The organism is Pseudomonas sp. Irchel s3h17 (assembly GCF_900187505.1).
Taxonomy (GTDB): domain Bacteria; phylum Pseudomonadota; class Gammaproteobacteria; order Pseudomonadales; family Pseudomonadaceae; genus Aquipseudomonas.
The window spans coordinates 72,275-88,390 of sequence record NZ_FYDL01000010.1 but is presented as its reverse complement, the minus strand read 5'-3'; the positions used below and the strand labels follow the sequence as shown (position 1 = coordinate 88,390).

Annotated in this window: 14 protein-coding genes; all 14 read left to right on the top strand. The window is 61.1% G+C overall.

Annotation, left to right across the window (positions count from 1 at the left end):
* Positions 1-180: 180 nt before the first annotated feature.
* The 14 genes from CKW25_RS16110 to dxs all read left to right on the top strand — a co-directional run bounded on the left by CKW25_RS16110 (position 181) and on the right by dxs (position 16,020).
* Positions 181-1,701 carry an aldehyde dehydrogenase family protein gene (locus CKW25_RS16110; protein ID WP_095080550.1) on the top strand — a complete coding sequence of 507 codons (1,521 nt, stop codon included), beginning with the start codon at positions 181-183 and terminating at the stop codon, positions 1,699-1,701.
* 188 nt (positions 1,702-1,889) lie between these two features.
* Entirely contained in the window at positions 1,890-3,170 is a 1,281-nt protein-coding gene (gene eutH / locus CKW25_RS16105) for an ethanolamine utilization protein EutH (protein ID WP_095080543.1), read from the top strand.
* Positions 3,171-3,268: 98 nt separating this feature from the next.
* Positions 3,269-4,663 carry an ethanolamine ammonia-lyase subunit EutB gene (locus CKW25_RS16100; RefSeq protein WP_095080541.1) on the top strand — a complete coding sequence of 465 codons (1,395 nt, stop codon included), beginning with the start codon at positions 3,269-3,271 and terminating at the stop codon, positions 4,661-4,663.
* Positions 4,664-4,674: 11 nt separating this feature from the next.
* Complete coding sequence (gene eutC, locus CKW25_RS16095; RefSeq protein WP_095080538.1) at positions 4,675-5,499, top strand: ethanolamine ammonia-lyase subunit EutC; 825 nt, start codon at positions 4,675-4,677, stop codon at positions 5,497-5,499.
* Between the two features lie 129 nt (positions 5,500-5,628).
* Positions 5,629-6,090: an N-acetyltransferase gene (locus CKW25_RS16090; RefSeq protein ID WP_095080534.1), complete on the top strand. Its 462-nt coding sequence runs from the start codon at positions 5,629-5,631 to the stop codon at positions 6,088-6,090.
* Positions 6,091-6,454: 364 nt separating this feature from the next.
* A complete protein-coding gene (locus CKW25_RS16085) occupies positions 6,455-7,111 on the top strand; it encodes a DedA family protein (RefSeq protein ID WP_095080531.1) in 657 nt (218 codons plus the stop codon).
* A gap of 6 nt (positions 7,112-7,117) precedes the next feature.
* Entirely contained in the window at positions 7,118-7,930 is an 813-nt protein-coding gene (locus CKW25_RS16080) for a zinc-dependent peptidase (RefSeq protein WP_095080529.1), read from the top strand.
* Between the two features lie 149 nt (positions 7,931-8,079).
* Complete coding sequence (ppa, locus tag CKW25_RS16075; protein ID WP_095080527.1) at positions 8,080-8,607, top strand: inorganic diphosphatase; 528 nt, start codon at positions 8,080-8,082, stop codon at positions 8,605-8,607.
* Between the two features lie 229 nt (positions 8,608-8,836).
* Positions 8,837-9,583, top strand: a complete 747-nt coding sequence (locus CKW25_RS16070) for a helix-turn-helix transcriptional regulator (RefSeq protein WP_095080526.1) — start codon at positions 8,837-8,839, stop codon at positions 9,581-9,583.
* A 708-nt stretch (positions 9,584-10,291) separates the two neighbouring features.
* Positions 10,292-11,467 carry a diguanylate cyclase gene (locus CKW25_RS16065; protein WP_095080878.1) on the top strand — a complete coding sequence of 392 codons (1,176 nt, stop codon included), beginning with the start codon at positions 10,292-10,294 and terminating at the stop codon, positions 11,465-11,467.
* Between the two features lie 119 nt (positions 11,468-11,586).
* Entirely contained in the window at positions 11,587-12,735 is a 1,149-nt protein-coding gene (locus tag CKW25_RS16060; protein ID WP_095080524.1) for a Fic family protein, read from the top strand.
* Between the two features lie 84 nt (positions 12,736-12,819).
* Positions 12,820-13,062: an exodeoxyribonuclease VII small subunit gene (locus CKW25_RS16055; RefSeq protein ID WP_095080522.1), complete on the top strand. Its 243-nt coding sequence runs from the start codon at positions 12,820-12,822 to the stop codon at positions 13,060-13,062.
* Entirely contained in the window at positions 13,059-13,946 is an 888-nt protein-coding gene (gene ispA, locus CKW25_RS16050; protein ID WP_095080520.1) for a (2E,6E)-farnesyl diphosphate synthase, read from the top strand. The genes CKW25_RS16055 and ispA overlap by 4 nt, the downstream gene beginning before the upstream one ends.
* Positions 13,947-14,121: 175 nt before the next feature.
* Complete coding sequence (dxs, locus tag CKW25_RS16045) at positions 14,122-16,020, top strand: 1-deoxy-D-xylulose-5-phosphate synthase (protein WP_095080518.1); 1,899 nt, start codon at positions 14,122-14,124, stop codon at positions 16,018-16,020.
* Positions 16,021-16,116: the final 96 nt, after the last annotated feature.

Below are 16,116 nucleotides of genomic sequence, written 5' to 3'. Positions count from 1 at the left end.
AAAGTGTCACAGGCCTTGTACCGCATCCGTCACAGGCCCTGATGACAGCGCCTTCAACAATCACGCAAGCCCTTGATTTACCTGACCTGCAGCGCAGTGGCCCGACCTTTGCTCTACGCTTATACAAGCGCTTATTGCGCGTACTCCCTTATAAGCACAAAAGCCAAGGAGACACTCATCATGCGTTACGCTCACCCCGGTACTGCAGGCGCTATCGTTTCGTTCAAGAGCAAATACGGTAACTACATCGGCGGCGAGTTCGTCGCGCCTGTCAAAGGCCAGTACTTCACCAACACCTCGCCGGTCAACGGCCAACCGATTGCCGAATTCCCCCGTTCCACGGCCGAAGACATCGAAAAGGCCCTGGACGCTGCCCACGCAGCCGCCGATGCCTGGGGCAGCACTTCTGCCCAGGCGCGTTCGCTGGTGCTGCTGAAAATTGCCGACCGCATCGAACAGAACCTGGAAGTCCTGGCAATCACCGAAAGCTGGGACAACGGCAAAGCCGTGCGCGAGACCCTCAACGCCGACATCCCGCTGGCCGCGGACCACTTCCGCTACTTCGCCGGTTGCCTGCGGGCCCAGGAAGGCAGCGCCGCGGAAATCGACGGCAATACCGTGGCCTATCACATCCATGAACCCCTGGGCGTGGTCGGGCAGATCATCCCGTGGAACTTCCCGATCCTGATGGCTGCCTGGAAACTGGCTCCGGCCCTGGCGGCCGGTAACTGCGTGGTACTCAAGCCCGCCGAGCAAACGCCGCTGGGCATCACCGTGCTGCTGGAGCTGATCGGCGACCTGCTGCCACCCGGCGTGCTGAACGTGGTGCAAGGGTTCGGCAAAGAAGCCGGCGAAGCCCTGGCCACCAGCAAGCGCATCGCCAAGATCGCCTTTACCGGCTCGACGCCGGTCGGCTCGCACATCATGAAATGCGCTGCCGAAAACATCATTCCGTCCACCGTGGAACTGGGCGGCAAATCGCCGAACATCTTCTTCGCCGACATCATGCAGGCCGAACCGTCCTTCATCGAAAAAGCCGCTGAAGGCCTGGTGCTGGCGTTCTTCAACCAGGGCGAAGTCTGCACCTGCCCGTCCCGTGCCCTGGTGCAAGAGTCGATCTACGACGAGTTCATGAAAGTGGTCATGAACAAGGTCCTGCAAATCAAACGTGGCGACCCGCTGGACACCGACACCATGGTCGGCGCCCAGGCGTCCGAGCAGCAGTTCGACAAAATCCTCTCGTACCTGGAAATCGCCAAGGGCGAAGGCGCCGAACTGCTGACCGGCGGCAAGGTGGAAAAACTCGAGGGCAACCTGGCAAGCGGGTATTACATCCAGCCAACCCTGCTCAAGGGCACCAACAAAATGCGTGTATTCCAGGAAGAAATCTTCGGCCCGGTAGTGAGCATCACTACCTTCAAGGACGAAGCCGAAGCCCTGGCCATCGCCAACGACACCGAGTTCGGCCTGGGCGCCGGCCTCTGGACCCGCGACATCAACCGCGCCTATCGCATGGGCCGCGCCATCAAGGCCGGCCGTGTGTGGACCAACTGCTACCACCTGTACCCGGCGCACGCCGCGTTCGGCGGTTACAAGAAGTCCGGCGTCGGCCGTGAGACCCACAAAATGATGCTCGATCACTATCAGCAGACCAAAAACCTGCTGGTGAGCTACGACATCAACCCGCTGGGCTTCTTCTGATCGATCCTCCCGGCGGCTTCGGTCGCCGGGAGGCGCTTTGCCATCAGCCCCTACTCACTCTCGCATCGGATTCGGCGCCCATCAGCGGCCGAATGCAATGTTGCAACCAGAAACTCCCAAACCGTACTGCGTCAATCGTGCACACAACATCCGCGCTTTAAAAAACAACAATAAGAAAGGACAACGCAATGGATCAGATCGGCAATTACGTGCTCTATCTCATCATGCTCTGCGCCGTACTCGGTGCCTTCGCGGCGATTTACAACAGCGATGAAGGGCTTGGTAAAGAATTCATGGAAGGCATCCACGCCACGGGCCACATCTTCGTGCCGGCGGCGGGCATCATGGCCTCCATCCCCTACCTGACCGTGATCATCGAAAAAGCATTCGGCCCGTTTTTCAGCTCCCTGGGCGCCGACCCGGCGTTGGCGGCGACCATGATCATCGCCTCGGACATGGGCGGCTATCACCTGGCCTCGGCCCTGGCCGCCAGCAAAGAAGCGCTGGTGATGGCGCTGATCACCGGTTTCATGGGCGGCGCGACCATCGTGTTCTCGATCCCCATGGGCCTGGCGATGCTCGACAAACGTGACCACAAATACATGGCCCTGGGCATCATGTCGGGTATTTTGACTATCCCGCTGGGCGTGTTGATCGCCAGCGTCATCCTCGCGTTCAGTAACCCGCTGGTACGGGACCTGGTGTCCACCAACGGCGAAGCCACCTATCAACTGGCACTGGGCCTGGGTAGCATCTTCGCCAACCTGCTGCCGATCCTGATTTTCGTGGTGGCCTTGGCCCTGGGCCTGCGCTTTTTGCCGGACATGATGATCAAGGGCTTCATCATCTTCGGCCGCACCCTGGACGCGGCGATCAAACTGGTGCTGGTGTTCTCCATCGTCGAGTACTTCACCGGGGTGTTCACCCTGGTGTTCGGCAGCTGGGGGTTCCACCCGATCATCGCCGACGCCGAAGACCAGACCCGCGCCCTGGAGACCGCCGGTTACATCGGCATCATGCTGGCCGGTGCCTTCCCGATGGTCTACCTGCTGCGCAAATACCTGGGCAAACCGCTGGAAAGCCTGGGCAGCAAGATCGGACTGAGCGCCGTCGGCAGTGCCGGCATGCTGGCGACTATCGCCAACATCCTGGCCATGTTCCGCCTGGTGCGTTTCATGCCGCCAAAAGACAAGGTGATCAACATTGCCTTTGGCGTGTGCGCGGCCTTCCTGCTGGGCGACCACCTGTCCTTCACCGCCAACTTCCAGCCCACCATCATCCTGCCGGTGCTGATTGGCAAGATAAGTGCAGGTTTCATTGCCGTGGGCCTGGCGTATTGGCTGTCGGTACCCAAGGCCTTGCAACTGGAAGCCGAGGACCGCGCCGCCGGGATCATTGCCAAGGGCGAATACCTGGGCCTGCCGCTGCCGGAAACCCTGCACCCCGATGGTACCAAGGCAACGGCCTGAGTCCGCTGTATTGAAGTGCGCGGCCCACACCGAGCGTGGCATTCTCAGCCACGGCCGGCCCCGGGCAGCGCACTGTCCTATTTGAAACGGAGACTGAGATGGCAAGTTTTTCCCATAGCGTGGGCGCCCAGACCTACCGCTTCGACGACCTCAAGGACGTCATGGCCAAAGCCAGCCCGGCACGCTCCGGGGACTTCCTGGCCGGTGTCGCCGCGCAGAACGACGGCGAGCGGGTGGCGGCGCAAATGGCCCTGGCCGACATCCCGCTCAAGCACTTCCTGCAAGAAGTGCTGATCCCATATGAAGTCGATGAAGTCACCCGACTGATCATCGACACCCACGACGCCGCCGCGTTTGCCACCGTCAGCCATCTCACCGTCGGCGGCTTTCGCGACTGGCTGCTCAGCGACGCCGCCGACGAGCACAGCCTGCGGGCTCTGGCTCCTGGCCTGACACCGGAAATGGCCGCGGCGGTCTCCAAGATCATGCGCGTGCAGGACCTGGTGCTGGTGGCGCAGAAGATCCGGGTCGTCACGCAATTTCGCGGCACCCTGGGCCTGCGCGGGCGCCTGTCGACCCGCCTGCAACCCAACCACCCCACCGACGAGCCGGCCGGCATCGCCGCGAGCATTCTCGACGGCCTGCTGTACGGCAATGGCGACGCGATGATCGGCATCAACCCGGCCACCGACAGCATCGCGTCGATCTGCGCGATGCTGGAAATGCTCGACGCGGTCATCCAGCGCTACGAGATTCCGACCCAGGCCTGCGTGCTGACCCACGTCACCACCTCCATCGAGGCGATCAACCGGGGCGTGCCGCTGGACCTGGTGTTCCAGTCGATCGCCGGCACCGAGGCGGCCAATGCCAGTTTCGGTATCAGCCTGAGCCTGTTGCAGGAAGGCTATGACGCGGGGTTGAGCCTCAATCGCGGGACCCTGGGACAGAACCTGATGTACTTCGAAACCGGCCAGGGCAGCGCGCTGTCGGCCAACGCCCACCATGGCATCGACCAGCAAACCTGCGAGACCCGTGCCTATGCCGTGGCCCGGCACTTCAAGCCATTCCTGGTCAACACCGTAGTCGGCTTTATCGGTCCCGAATACCTGTACAACGGCAAACAGATCATTCGCGCCGGCCTGGAAGATCACTTCTGCGGCAAGTTGCTGGGCGTGCCGATGGGCTGTGACATCTGCTACACCAACCACGCCGAAGCGGACCAGGATGACATGGACACCCTGTTGACCCTGCTGGGCGTGGCCGGCATCAACTTCATCATGGGCATTCCCGGCTCCGATGACATCATGCTCAACTACCAGACCACCTCGTTTCACGATGCCCTCTACGCGCGTCAGACCCTGGGCCTGAAACCGGCACCGGAGTTCGAGGCGTGGCTGGCAAAAATGGGTATTTTCACCCAGGGCGACGGCAAGGTTCACTTCGGCAACGGCCTGCCACCGGCCTTTCGCCAGGCCATGGGGCAATTGGGATGAGTGACGTGCTAATGGACAAACGACCCCTGGATCCACAAAACCCGTTACTGGAACTGCGTCGCCTGACACCGGCGCGCATCGCCCTGGGACGCACCGGCACCAGCCTGCCGACCGGCGCTCAGTTGGACTTTCAGTACGCCCACGCGCAAGCCCGCGATGCCGTACACCTGCCCTTCGACTCTGCAGGACTGCGCGCCCAACTGGCCGAACGCGGACGCGACAGCCTGCTGCTGCACAGCGCCGCCACCGATCGCAACAGCTACCTGCAACGCCCGGACCTGGGCCGAAAGCTCAGCGATGAATCCGCGCAAAGACTGCGCGAACATGCCGCGAGCACGCCTGGCGGCGTTGATTTGGCGGTGGTGGTGGCGGACGGTCTGTCGGCATTGGCCGTGCATCGACACACCCTGCCGTTCCTGGCACGCATGGAGGAGCAGACGCAGGCCGAAGGCTGGTCGTTGTCACCGGTGATTCTGGTGGAACAGGGTCGCGTTGCCGTGGCCGATGAAATCGGCGAACGGCTGGGCGCCAGGATGGTGGTGATCCTGATCGGGGAGCGCCCAGGCCTCAGCTCGCCCGACAGCCTTGGTTTATATTTCACCTATAATCCAAAAGTCGGCCTGACCGATGCCTATCGCAACTGCATTTCCAACGTGCGGCTGGAAGGCTTGAGCTATGGCATGGCCGTACACCGCTTGCTGTACCTGATGCGTGAGGCATGTCGGCGACAGCTGTCGGGCGTTCATCTGAAAGATGAGGCCCAGGTGCAGACTCTCGAGTCAAAAAATGACGCCACCATCAAAGGAAACTTCCTGCTAAGCCCGCTGGATGCCTGAGCCGAATCCGCGTTGCGTTTTAGTTCCGCTTTGAGGCAGAGTCGACGAACGGCCGCCCGAGTCTTGAACCGATTGCCGTCAAGTCCACTGGAAACTGCCGTCATATCTACATTGAAGTTGAGGCCTAGCATGCGGATTATTCAAGCCACCCTCGAGCACCTGGACCTACTGACGCCGTTGTTCGTCAAATACCGCGAGTTCTATGGCTCGCTCCCCTATCCAGACTCCTCCAGGGCCTTTCTGGAAAAGCGTCTGCGACGCAAGGAGTCGGTCATCTACCTGGCCCTGCCCGATGATGAGGACAACCGGCTGCTGGGCTTTTGCCAGCTGTATCCGAGCTTTTCGTCCCTGTCGCTCAAGCGCGTATGGATCCTCAATGACATCTACGTCGCCGAAGACGCGCGCCGCCAACTGGTCGCCGACAACCTGATGCGCACCGCGAAGAAAATGGCCAAGGAAACCCAGGCGGTCCGTATGCGAGTGTCCACCAGCAGCAACAATGAAGTGGCACGCAAAACCTATGAGTCCATCGGTTTTCGTGAAGACACCGAGTTCAAGAACTACGTGCTGCCGATCAGCGACGAGCTGTAACAGTCCATGGTGAGACGGGCTTCTGTGGCGAGGGGGCTTGCCCCCGTTGGAGTGCAAAGCACTCCCAAAACCACAGGACTCGATCTTTCAGGCAGACTCCGCTACTGGAGTGCGGTTGCTTCGCGGCCGAACGGGGTGGGGCGGCGCTCCGACGAGCCCCCTCGCCACGACGATCAACCCCGCGCATCAACACCTTCACTGCCCCCTTGTAACCCCTCGCTACAAACTCCACACGCTTTTCACTCTTCTGTCCGTATAATTTCGACATCTATGGGCCGTAAGAAATCATCCACAGCCCTGTAGCCTTACTTCCCAGACTATCCGCACAGGCTTGCCGAGCCGAGCCGCTACCCAGGTGCCCTCCATGGATTTCAACCCGATCGACCTAATCCTGCATCTCGACGTCTACCTCGATTTGCTGGTGACCAATTACGGGCCATGGATCTACGCCATTCTGTTTCTGGTGATCTTTTGCGAAACCGGCCTGGTGGTCATGCCGTTCCTGCCGGGCGATTCGCTGTTGTTCATCGCCGGCGCCGTCGCGGCCGGTGGTGGCATGGACCCGGTGCTGCTGGCCGGCCTGCTGATGCTCGCGGCGATACTCGGGGACAGCACCAACTATGTCATCGGTCGAACGGTGGGCGAAAAACTGTTCAGTAATCCGGACTCGAAAATCTTCCGCCGGGACTACCTGCAACAAACCCACGATTTCTATGACAAGCACGGTGGCAAGACCGTGACCCTGGCCCGCTTTATGCCGATCATCCGGACCTTTGCGCCCTTCGTCGCCGGCGTCGCGAAAATGCCTTACCCACGCTTCTTTGCGTTCAGCGTGTTCGGCACCCTGCTGTGGGTCGGCGGTCTCGTCACCCTCGGCTACTTCTTCGGCAACGTACCGTTCATCAAGCAAAACCTGTCGTTGCTGGTAGTGGGCATCATTCTGCTGTCCCTGGTGCCGATGATCATTGGCGTCATTCGCAGCCGCCTTGGCGCTTCGAGCTCCAAAGCCCAGCCGCGCTGACCGCTCATGGGACTCCTCAGCACCTGGCGTCGCCAGCGCACACTGGCCAAGCACCCCGTGACCGATGACACCTGGCAGCGAGTACGCCAGCACCTGCATTTTCTCGACGGCCTGAGCGAGGCCGAAGACCAGTGGCTGCGCGAATCCTCCGTGCTCTTCCTGCAAGACAAGCACCTGACCTGCCTGACCGGCGTCGAGCTGCATCAGGAACAGCGCCTGCTGCTCGCCGCCCAGGCCCAATTGCCGTTACTGCACCTGGGGGACTTGAACTGGTACCAGGGCTTTCATGAAATCGTGCTCTATCCCGATGACTTTATCAGCCCCCAGCGTCATCGCGATGCCAGCGGTGTCGAGCACGAGTGGGATGGCGAACACAGCGGTGAAGCCTGGCAGCAGGGCCCGGTCATCCTGGCCTGGCCGGGGGTCATGGCCAGCGGTGGCTGGGAAGGCTACAACCTGGTGATCCATGAGCTGGCGCACAAGCTCGACATGCTCAATGGCGACGCCAACGGCTTGCCGCCACTGCACAGCGACATGCGGGTCAGTGACTGGGCCAGGGTGATGCAACATGCCTACGACGACCTCAACCGCCAACTCGACCACAACCCTGATGCCGACACGCCGATCGACCCCTACGCCGCGGAAAACCCGGCGGAGTTCTTCGCGGTCACCAGCGAGTATTTCTTCAGCGCCCCGGATTTGCTGCACGCCACTTATCCACAGGTGTATCAGCAGCTACAGCTGTTTTATCGCCAGGACCCACTGGCCAGGCTTGCGTGCCTGCAAGCCGGGCATCCAGACTATCAGACACACGGGTAAGGTCCGCGACCTTGGTTCGCGACCTTGGTCTATGACCTAGGTCCATTCGACCTCCGGTACGTGGCACCGGCGGTGGAATATGCCTATAATCGCCGCCACTTTTTGGTCAATCCGGCCAGTCATCTGGCCACTTACGGGGGCACCGCCCAATGAGCTACAGCAAGATTCCGGCTGGCAAAGACCTGCCGAACGACATCTACGTCGCGATCGAGATTCCGGCCAACCACGCGCCGATCAAATACGAAATCGACAAAGACACCGATTGCCTGTTCGTTGACCGTTTCATGGCCACCCCAATGTTCTACCCGGCCAACTACGGTTTCATCCCGAACACCCTGGCGGACGACGGTGATCCCCTCGACGTACTGGTTGTCACCCCTTACCCGGTTGCTCCAGGCTCGGTAATCCGCGCGCGTCCAGTCGGCATCCTGAACATGACCGACGACGGCGGCGGCGATGCCAAAGTCATCGCAGTCCCACACGACAAGCTGTCCCAGCTGTACGTTGACGTGAAGGAATACACTGATCTGCCAGGCCTGCTGCTGGAACAGATCAAGCACTTCTTCGAGAACTACAAAGACCTCGAAAAAGGCAAATGGGTGAAGATCGAAGGTTGGGGCGACGCTGAAGCCGCTCGCGCCGAAATCATGAAGTCGGTTGCCGCCTACAAAGGCTAAGCAACAGCGATCATCCGCAGGCTTCAAACACTCGAAGAACCCCGGCTAGCCGGGGTTTTTCATGCGCGTTAAAACATCAACTCACACTTAAAAATAATACAGTTTGGAATAAAGTTTAGTGCCGTTTAGTTAAAACTAACTCTATCGCTCAAAACAACAGAATATTCCCGCGCAATTTGAACGCCATGTTTATTCAACCGCGCCACATCGGTCGGTAAACTCCGTGTTTATGAAAAAACATCATTGCGGCCCGCGCTTCAAGGCATTGCTGAAAGAAGTGGGCATTACCCCTTCCCAGTTTGCGATCTTCTGCAAGGTCGAGCCCCAGCACGTAAACAACTGGTACTTGCGCGGCGTGCCCTACCCACGCCTGGAAGAAATCGCCCGCCTGTTGAGCGTGAACAGTCAGTGGCTGCTGAACGGCGAAGGCCCCAAACACCCCACCTGCGAACCCGCCATCCAGGCTGGCGCGGCGTGCGACGCCCAGGACACTCGCGAGATCTACCAGGTACATCCCGCTCCCCTCGACATCGAACTCCCGCTGTACAAGGAAGTTCCCAAGACGCCCGGCGCCAGGGACACCGAAGTCGCCGAAATACCCGGCACGTTTGTCCGTCTGCCACGCCACTACCTGGAAAGCCTCGAAGTCGAACCACACCAAGCCATTTGCGTGCCCATGATCGGCGACAGCATGTCGGAGAAAATCGAAGACGGCTCAACCCTGGCCATCGACCGCAGCCTGACCCAAATCGTCGACGGCCAGATCTACGCCCTGAAACACGACGGCATGTTGCGCATCAAATACCTGCACCGCCTCCCAGGCGGCGCCTTGCGCCTGCGCAGCCACAACAGCGGCGGCTATCCCGACGAAATCTTCAGCGCAGAACAGATTGAAATACAAAACATCGAGATCCTCGGCTGGGTGTTCTGGTGGTCCACCCTCAACAAACAGCGACCGCCCGTGCCGTTCGGTTGAACCCACCCAGCCAACGGTTTCGCGCGCTTTTGGCATGAGCAGGCCACCCAACAAAGCGGTACCCCCGGTGCCGAGCCTTCACGATTAAACCCGCTTGATGGCTCTACACCGCAGATCCCACTGGGAATTGCCCACAAAAATCAGTATGCTGCGCCCCACATTGGCATCGACCCGCCCAGCGCCGGTCCGATCGCCCCGACAAGGCAGATGACTTTCTCGCCAAGTCCCACAGCCGGACGCAAGATCCGGATGTACGTTTTGAAGGCTGGTACGGTCTACCAAAAATAGACCAAGCCAGTCCCCGAGAAGCCGGCCACAAGCCGGCTTTTTAATGTCCGCGATTTGATATGGGCTCAACCACCTACAAGCTTTCCGACGCTTCCATCGACGCTCGAACCGCCTACTGATACTAAATCCACAAAATCGGGCCGAATCGGTTAAATCCGCCAGGACCAATGGGTCACCAGACCTGAGACCGGACGAACCTTTTGATTGTTTCCGTGCCCCCTAAGAACACCCTGAGCGGCCGGATCCACCCCGCATTTCAGCGACAAGCCATCGATCCATCTCAGTAAACAACCCACGCATTGAGCAAAGGTTGCGGCTAAACTCTCGCCCAATCGCTTAACCCCGCCCTTGCAACACAGCCTCTTATGCTCGAGTTGCTTTCCGGAGGCCCTGGTACGACATTCAATGGGAACCAAGGACATGGTGTTGCACATCCCGACCCTGCTGGTGGTCTCGGTCTTCGTCTTTGCCTTGATGGGGCTGTTGACGGTGCATGCCTGGTTTCGAGAAACCCGCGAGCGGCCGCTGGCGTACCTGGGCTGCATGATGCTGCTGGCAGCGTTGGGTGTGGTGCTGATCAGCCTGCGGGGCAAAGGCTTCGATGTCGTGGCGATCATGCTGGGCAACGTGATCCTGTTGTTGAGCGCGGCCATGAACTGGACGGCCATGCGCGTGTTCGCCGGGCGCTCGCCAAATGTACCGGGAATACTCGCCGGAGCCGGTATCTGGCTGGGGTTGTGCCTGGTACCAGCCTTCTATGAGGCGATGCCGGCTCGTGTGTCCACCTATTCGATGTTGGCCGCCGGCTATGGGCTGCTGACGATTCTGGAGTTTCTACGCAGCCGCAAGACCCTCGAGGTCGCCTATCTGCCGGCGCTGATCCTGACGGTGCTGCACACGCTCTTTTACTGCGTACGCAGCGTTACCGATCTGGGCCTGCCCCTGGATCAAGCGCTGACCGGCGCGGGCACGGGCGTGCCGTTCTTTTCGTTCATGCTGTTCGAGTCGATGCTGTATGTCATCGGCATCGCCTACATGACACTGGCCATGGTCAAGGAGCGCGCCGAGCTCCGATTCAAGGCCGCCGCTTTTTGCGACTCGCTGACCGGTGTCGGCAACCGCCGAGCCTTCATGCTGCATGGCGAACAGCAGCTCAAGGACTGCCAGCGCCGCAGTCAGCCTGCCGCCCTGCTGCTCTGCGACCTGGATCACTTCAAGCGCCTGAACGACACCTTTGGCCATCATCTTGGCGATCAAGCCCTGATCGCGTTCGGCCGGGTCATGACCGATAGCCTGCGTCATCAGGACGTATTCGCCCGTATCGGTGGTGAAGAGTTCGCCTGCCTGCTGGCCGACTCCGACATACAGCAGGCGGTGTTGGTCGCCGAACGGATTCGCCAGGCGTTTTCGCAGCTGACGTTGCTGGAGCCGGGGTTGCTCAGCGTGAGCATTGGCGTGGTGACGACCCGCGTGTCGGGGTACGACCTGGTGCGGTTGCTGTCGCAGGCGGACGAAGAGCTGTATGGCGCCAAAAGCAACGGGCGGAATCGGGTGCAGGCTGCGGGCTTGAAAGAGCTGGTCAGGCAGAATGTTTGAGGAGGCCTTGTTGTCGGCATAGATGCAGTGCTGGACGATGAGCCGAATAACTCACACAATCGGCTCACGGCATGAGCCGAATAATTCTCCTATTCGGCTCACCCCCAAGGACAGCACCCATGGAACAACCTCGCTGGATCTGGCAACAACCCGATTGGCCGCACTTGCACTGGCAAGCCGAACGCCTGTTGTCGCTGTTGCGTGAGTGCGTGCAGGCCCAAGGTCAGTTGCTGGGGATGTCGAGCTCTGTAGGGGGTGAACTCAGCGCACAAAACGAGCTGGATTCGCTGCTGCAAAACATCGTGACCTCATCCGCCATTGAAGGCGAGCAACTGAATGTGGGCTCGGTTCGCTCCTCATTGGCTCGACGCCTTGGCCTGGAAGACGTTGATGCAGGTCGGGCCAGCAAGCGCAGCGAAGGGTTGGCGGACCTGATGCTCGATGCCACCCAACACTTTGCCGCCCCGCTTGATTTCGCCCGTTTGCTGCACTGGCATCAATGGCTGTTCCCCATTCAGGAAGAAGACTTCAACGCGCGGCATATCCGTGTCGGCGAGCTGCGCGGCGATGAACCGATGCAGGTGGTCTCCGGCCGCGTGGATCGCCCCACCGTGCATTTCGAAGCACCACCACGCGAGGGTCTGGAACAACAACTGAGCGACTTCCTCGACTGGTTCGAAACCAGCCGGACCGACACCCAGCTCGACCCCTTACTGCGCGCCGGCATCGCGCACTTCTGGTTTGTCACGCTCCACCCATTCGACGATGGCAACGGCCGCCTGACCCGTGCCATCACTGACTTGGCACTGGCTCAAGGTGAGAATCAGGCCATCCGCTTTTATGCCATGTCCGCCAGCATCCTCGACGACCGCGCAGGTTATTACCGGGTACTGGAAAACAGCCAGCAAGCCACACCAGACATTACCGACTGGCTGCTGTGGTTCCTGCAAACGTTGCTGCGCAGCTTGCAACAGGCCATGACCCGGATCGAACGGGTGCTGAGCAAAGCGCGATTCTGGCAACACTATCGTAGCCAGGGGTTCACGGCTGAACAGGTGAACGTACTAAACCGCTTGCTGGATGGCGGCGAGAATGGGTTTGAGGCGGGAATTAGCGCTGCGCAGTATCAGGCCGTGGCGAAAGTGTCCAAGGCGACGGCGACTCGGCATTTGGTGGAGTTGTTGGAAAAGGGTTGCCTGATGCGGCTGCCAGGAGGCGGACGTAGCACCCGATATCAGATCAACTATCCAGACAATTCCATCGCCTGATCCGGTTGAAAGGCCTGCTCATTTGCCCCACACCCCCCTATCTGCTAGTGTCGCGCCGGTTCAAACGTCACCTGGATAGCCGCCATGGCCCGCAAAAAAGCTGCACTGGATTTCGAACAATCCCTCGCCGACCTGCAAACGCTGGTTGAGCGTCTGGAGAACGGCGAGCTGTCGCTGGAAGACTCGCTGACGGCCTTCGAGCAAGGCATCGGCCTGACCCGCGACTGCCAGGCCGCGCTGGCGCAGGCCGAGCAGAAGGTTCAGGTGCTGCTTGAGCGCGACGGCGAGTTGGCCGAGGCCCCCTTCGACGCGGAACAGCCAGAATGATCGCGGTGTATTCGGCCAACAGCCAGGCCCGGGTCAATGCGGCGCTGGAAACCCTGTTCAGCGCGCCGAGCCCTGAGCTCGCACGCTTGTATGAAGCCATGCGCTACAGCGTGATGAACGGCGGCAAGCGCGTGCGTCCGTTGCTGGCCTACGCGGCCTGCGAAGCGCTGGGCGGTGAGGCCGAACACGCCAATGGCGCGGCCTGTGCGGTGGAGTTGATCCACGCGTACTCGCTGGTGCATGACGATTTGCCGGCGATGGACGATGACGACCTGCGTCGCGGCCAGCCGACCACCCACAAGCAGTTCGACGAAGCCTGCGCGATTCTCGCCGGCGACGGCCTGCAAAGCCTGGCCTTCAGCGCCCTGCTTGACCCACGTTTGAACAACGCCGATGCCGAGACTCGCCTGCAGATGGTCAGTACCCTGGCGTTGGCGGCGGGCCCGGCCGGGATGGTCGGTGGCCAGGCCATCGACCTCGGCTCGGTCGGCTTGAAGCTCGATCAGAAGGCCCTTGAATTCATGCATCGGCACAAGACGGGCGCGCTGATCGAAGCCAGCGTCAAGCTGGGCGCCCTGGCCAGCGGTCGTGCCGAAAAACCCGAACTCAAAGCGTTGCAGACCTATGCGCAGGCCATCGGCCTAGCGTTTCAGGTGCAGGACGACATTCTCGACGTCGAGAGCGATACCCAGACCCTGGGCAAGCGCCAGGGTGCCGATATCGCCCGGGACAAGCCGACCTACCCGGCCCTGCTCGGCCTGGACGCGGCCAAGGCCTATGCCCTGGAGTTACGCGATCAGGCCCTGCACGCCCTGCGACCGTTTGACGCGTCGGCCGAGCCACTGCGTGAGCTGGCGCGCTATATCGTCGAACGCCGCAGCTGATCAGGCAGGGGCTATCGACGCTTGGTGGCGAGCCGCGTTGGCACACAACCCGTCGCGGCGGCTACCAAACATCAACAAACCCTACGCATATCGGCCAAGTTCCGAGCTCTGCGTGGGCAGCGTGCGATGCATCAGGTAAACTGCCGCCTCTTTTATACCTATAACGATTCGCCTGATGCCCACGACGTTTCATGAGATTCCCCGCAAGCGCCCGACCACGCCCCTGCTCGACCGTGCCAACACGCCGGACGGCCTGCGCCGGTTAGGCGAAGCCGAGCTGGAAACCCTGGCTGATGAGTTGCGCCTGGAATTGCTCTACACGGTCGGTCAGACCGGCGGGCATTTCGGAGCCGGCCTGGGCGTCATCGAGCTGACCATCGCGTTGCATTACGTGTTCGACACCCCGGACGACCGGCTGGTGTGGGACGTGGGTCATCAGGCCTATCCGCACAAGATCCTCACCGGTCGTCGCGAGCGCATGGGCACCCTGCGCCAGAAGGACGGCATCGCCGCCTTCCCGCGCCGCGCCGAGAGCGAGTACGACACCTTTGGCGTCGGCCACTCCAGCACCTCGATCAGCGCCGCGCTGGGCATGGCCATCGCCGCCCGCCTGCAAAACAGTGATCGCAAGGCCATCGCCGTGATTGGTGACGGCGCACTGACCGCCGGCATGGCGTTCGAAGCGCTGAACCATGCGCCCGAAGTGGACGCCAACATGCTGGTGATCCTCAACGACAACGACATGTCGATCTCGCGCAATGTCGGTGGCCTGTCGAACTACCTGGCGAAGATCCTTTCCAGCCGCACCTACGCGAGCATGCGTGAAGGCAGCAAGAAAGTCCTGTCGCGCCTGCCCGGCGCCTGGGAGATCGCCCGGCGCACCGAAGAGTATGCCAAGGGCATGCTGGTCCCCGGCACCCTGTTCGAAGAGCTGGGCTGGAACTACATCGGCCCGATCGACGGTCACGACCTGCCGACCCTGATCGCCACCCTGCGCAACATGCGCGACCTCAAGGGCCCGCAGTTCCTGCACGTGGTCACCAAGAAGGGCAAAGGTTTCGCCCCGGCGGAAGTCGACCCGATCGGCTATCACGCCATCACCAAGCTCGAACCACTGGACGCTCCGGCCGCCACGCCGAAAAAAGCCGGCGGGCCGAAGTACTCCGGCGTGTTCGGCGAGTGGTTGTGCGACATGGCTGCTGCCGACCCGCGCCTGGTGGGCATCACCCCGGCGATGAAGGAAGGCTCCGACCTGGTGGCCTTCAGCGAGCGCTTCCCGCTGCGTTATTTCGACGTGGCGATTGCCGAACAGCACGCGGTGACCCTCGCCGCCGGCATGGCCTGCGAAGGCGCGAAACCGGTGGTAGCGATTTACTCGACCTTTCTGCAGCGCGGCTACGACCAGTTGGTGCATGACGTCGCGGTGCAGAACCTCGACGTGCTGTTCGCCATCGACCGCGCAGGCCTGGTGGGTGAAGACGGCCCGACCCACGCTGGCAGCTTCGACCTGTCGTTCCTGCGTTGCATCCCCGGCATGCTGGTGATGACCCCGAGCGACGAGAACGAACTGCGCAAGATGCTCAGCACCGGCCATCTGTATAACGGCCCGGCAGCGGTGCGTTATCCACGCGGCACCGGCCCGAATGCCACCATCGACAAAGACCTGGAACCGATTGAAATCGGCAAGGGCGTGATGCGTCGCCAGGGCAACACTGTCGCCCTGCTGGTATTCGGTGTGCAAATGGCCGAGGCGTTGAAAGTGGCCGAGAAGCTGGATGCGACCGTGGTCGACATGCGCTTCGTCAAACCGCTGGATGAAGCGTTGGTTCGCGAGGTTGCCGGCGCTCATGAGCTGCTGGTGACCATCGAAGAGAACGCCATCATGGGTGGCGCCGGTGGCGCGATCAGCGAGTTCCTGGCCCGCGAAAACATCCTCAAGTCGGTGCTGCACCTGGGCTTGCCGGACGTTTACGTCGAGCATGCCAAGCCCGCGCAAATGCTGGCCGAGTGTGGCCTGGACGAAGCCGGGATCGAGGCCTCGATTCGTCAGCGCCTGCAACTGCTCGACCTCTAACTACCAGACAGATGTAGAACCCTGTGGGAGCGGGCTTGCTCGCGAAGACGGAGTGTCAGTCGACATGACCATTGACTGATCGGCCGCCTTCGCGAG

Excerpts from the sequence above, each read along its gene's own strand:
- CKW25_RS16110 (WP_095080550.1), top strand. The coding sequence starts at position 181 with ATGCGTTACGCTCACCCCGGTACTGCAGGCGCTATCGTTTCGTTCAAG.
- eutH (WP_095080543.1), top strand. The coding sequence starts at position 1,890 with ATGGATCAGATCGGCAATTACGTGCTCTATCTCATCATGCTCTGCGCC.
- CKW25_RS16100 (WP_095080541.1), top strand. The coding sequence starts at position 3,269 with ATGGCAAGTTTTTCCCATAGCGTGGGCGCCCAGACCTACCGCTTCGAC.
- eutC (WP_095080538.1), top strand. The coding sequence starts at position 4,675 with ATGGACAAACGACCCCTGGATCCACAAAACCCGTTACTGGAACTGCGT.
- CKW25_RS16090 (WP_095080534.1), top strand. The coding sequence starts at position 5,629 with ATGCGGATTATTCAAGCCACCCTCGAGCACCTGGACCTACTGACGCCG.
- CKW25_RS16085 (WP_095080531.1), top strand. The coding sequence starts at position 6,455 with ATGGATTTCAACCCGATCGACCTAATCCTGCATCTCGACGTCTACCTC.
- CKW25_RS16080 (WP_095080529.1), top strand. The coding sequence starts at position 7,118 with ATGGGACTCCTCAGCACCTGGCGTCGCCAGCGCACACTGGCCAAGCAC.
- ppa (WP_095080527.1), top strand. The coding sequence starts at position 8,080 with ATGAGCTACAGCAAGATTCCGGCTGGCAAAGACCTGCCGAACGACATC.
- CKW25_RS16070 (WP_095080526.1), top strand. The coding sequence starts at position 8,837 with ATGAAAAAACATCATTGCGGCCCGCGCTTCAAGGCATTGCTGAAAGAA.
- CKW25_RS16065 (WP_095080878.1), top strand. The coding sequence starts at position 10,292 with ATGGTGTTGCACATCCCGACCCTGCTGGTGGTCTCGGTCTTCGTCTTT.
- CKW25_RS16060 (WP_095080524.1), top strand. The coding sequence starts at position 11,587 with ATGGAACAACCTCGCTGGATCTGGCAACAACCCGATTGGCCGCACTTG.
- CKW25_RS16055 (WP_095080522.1), top strand. The coding sequence starts at position 12,820 with ATGGCCCGCAAAAAAGCTGCACTGGATTTCGAACAATCCCTCGCCGAC.
- ispA (WP_095080520.1), top strand. The coding sequence starts at position 13,059 with ATGATCGCGGTGTATTCGGCCAACAGCCAGGCCCGGGTCAATGCGGCG.
- dxs (WP_095080518.1), top strand. The coding sequence starts at position 14,122 with ATGCCCACGACGTTTCATGAGATTCCCCGCAAGCGCCCGACCACGCCC.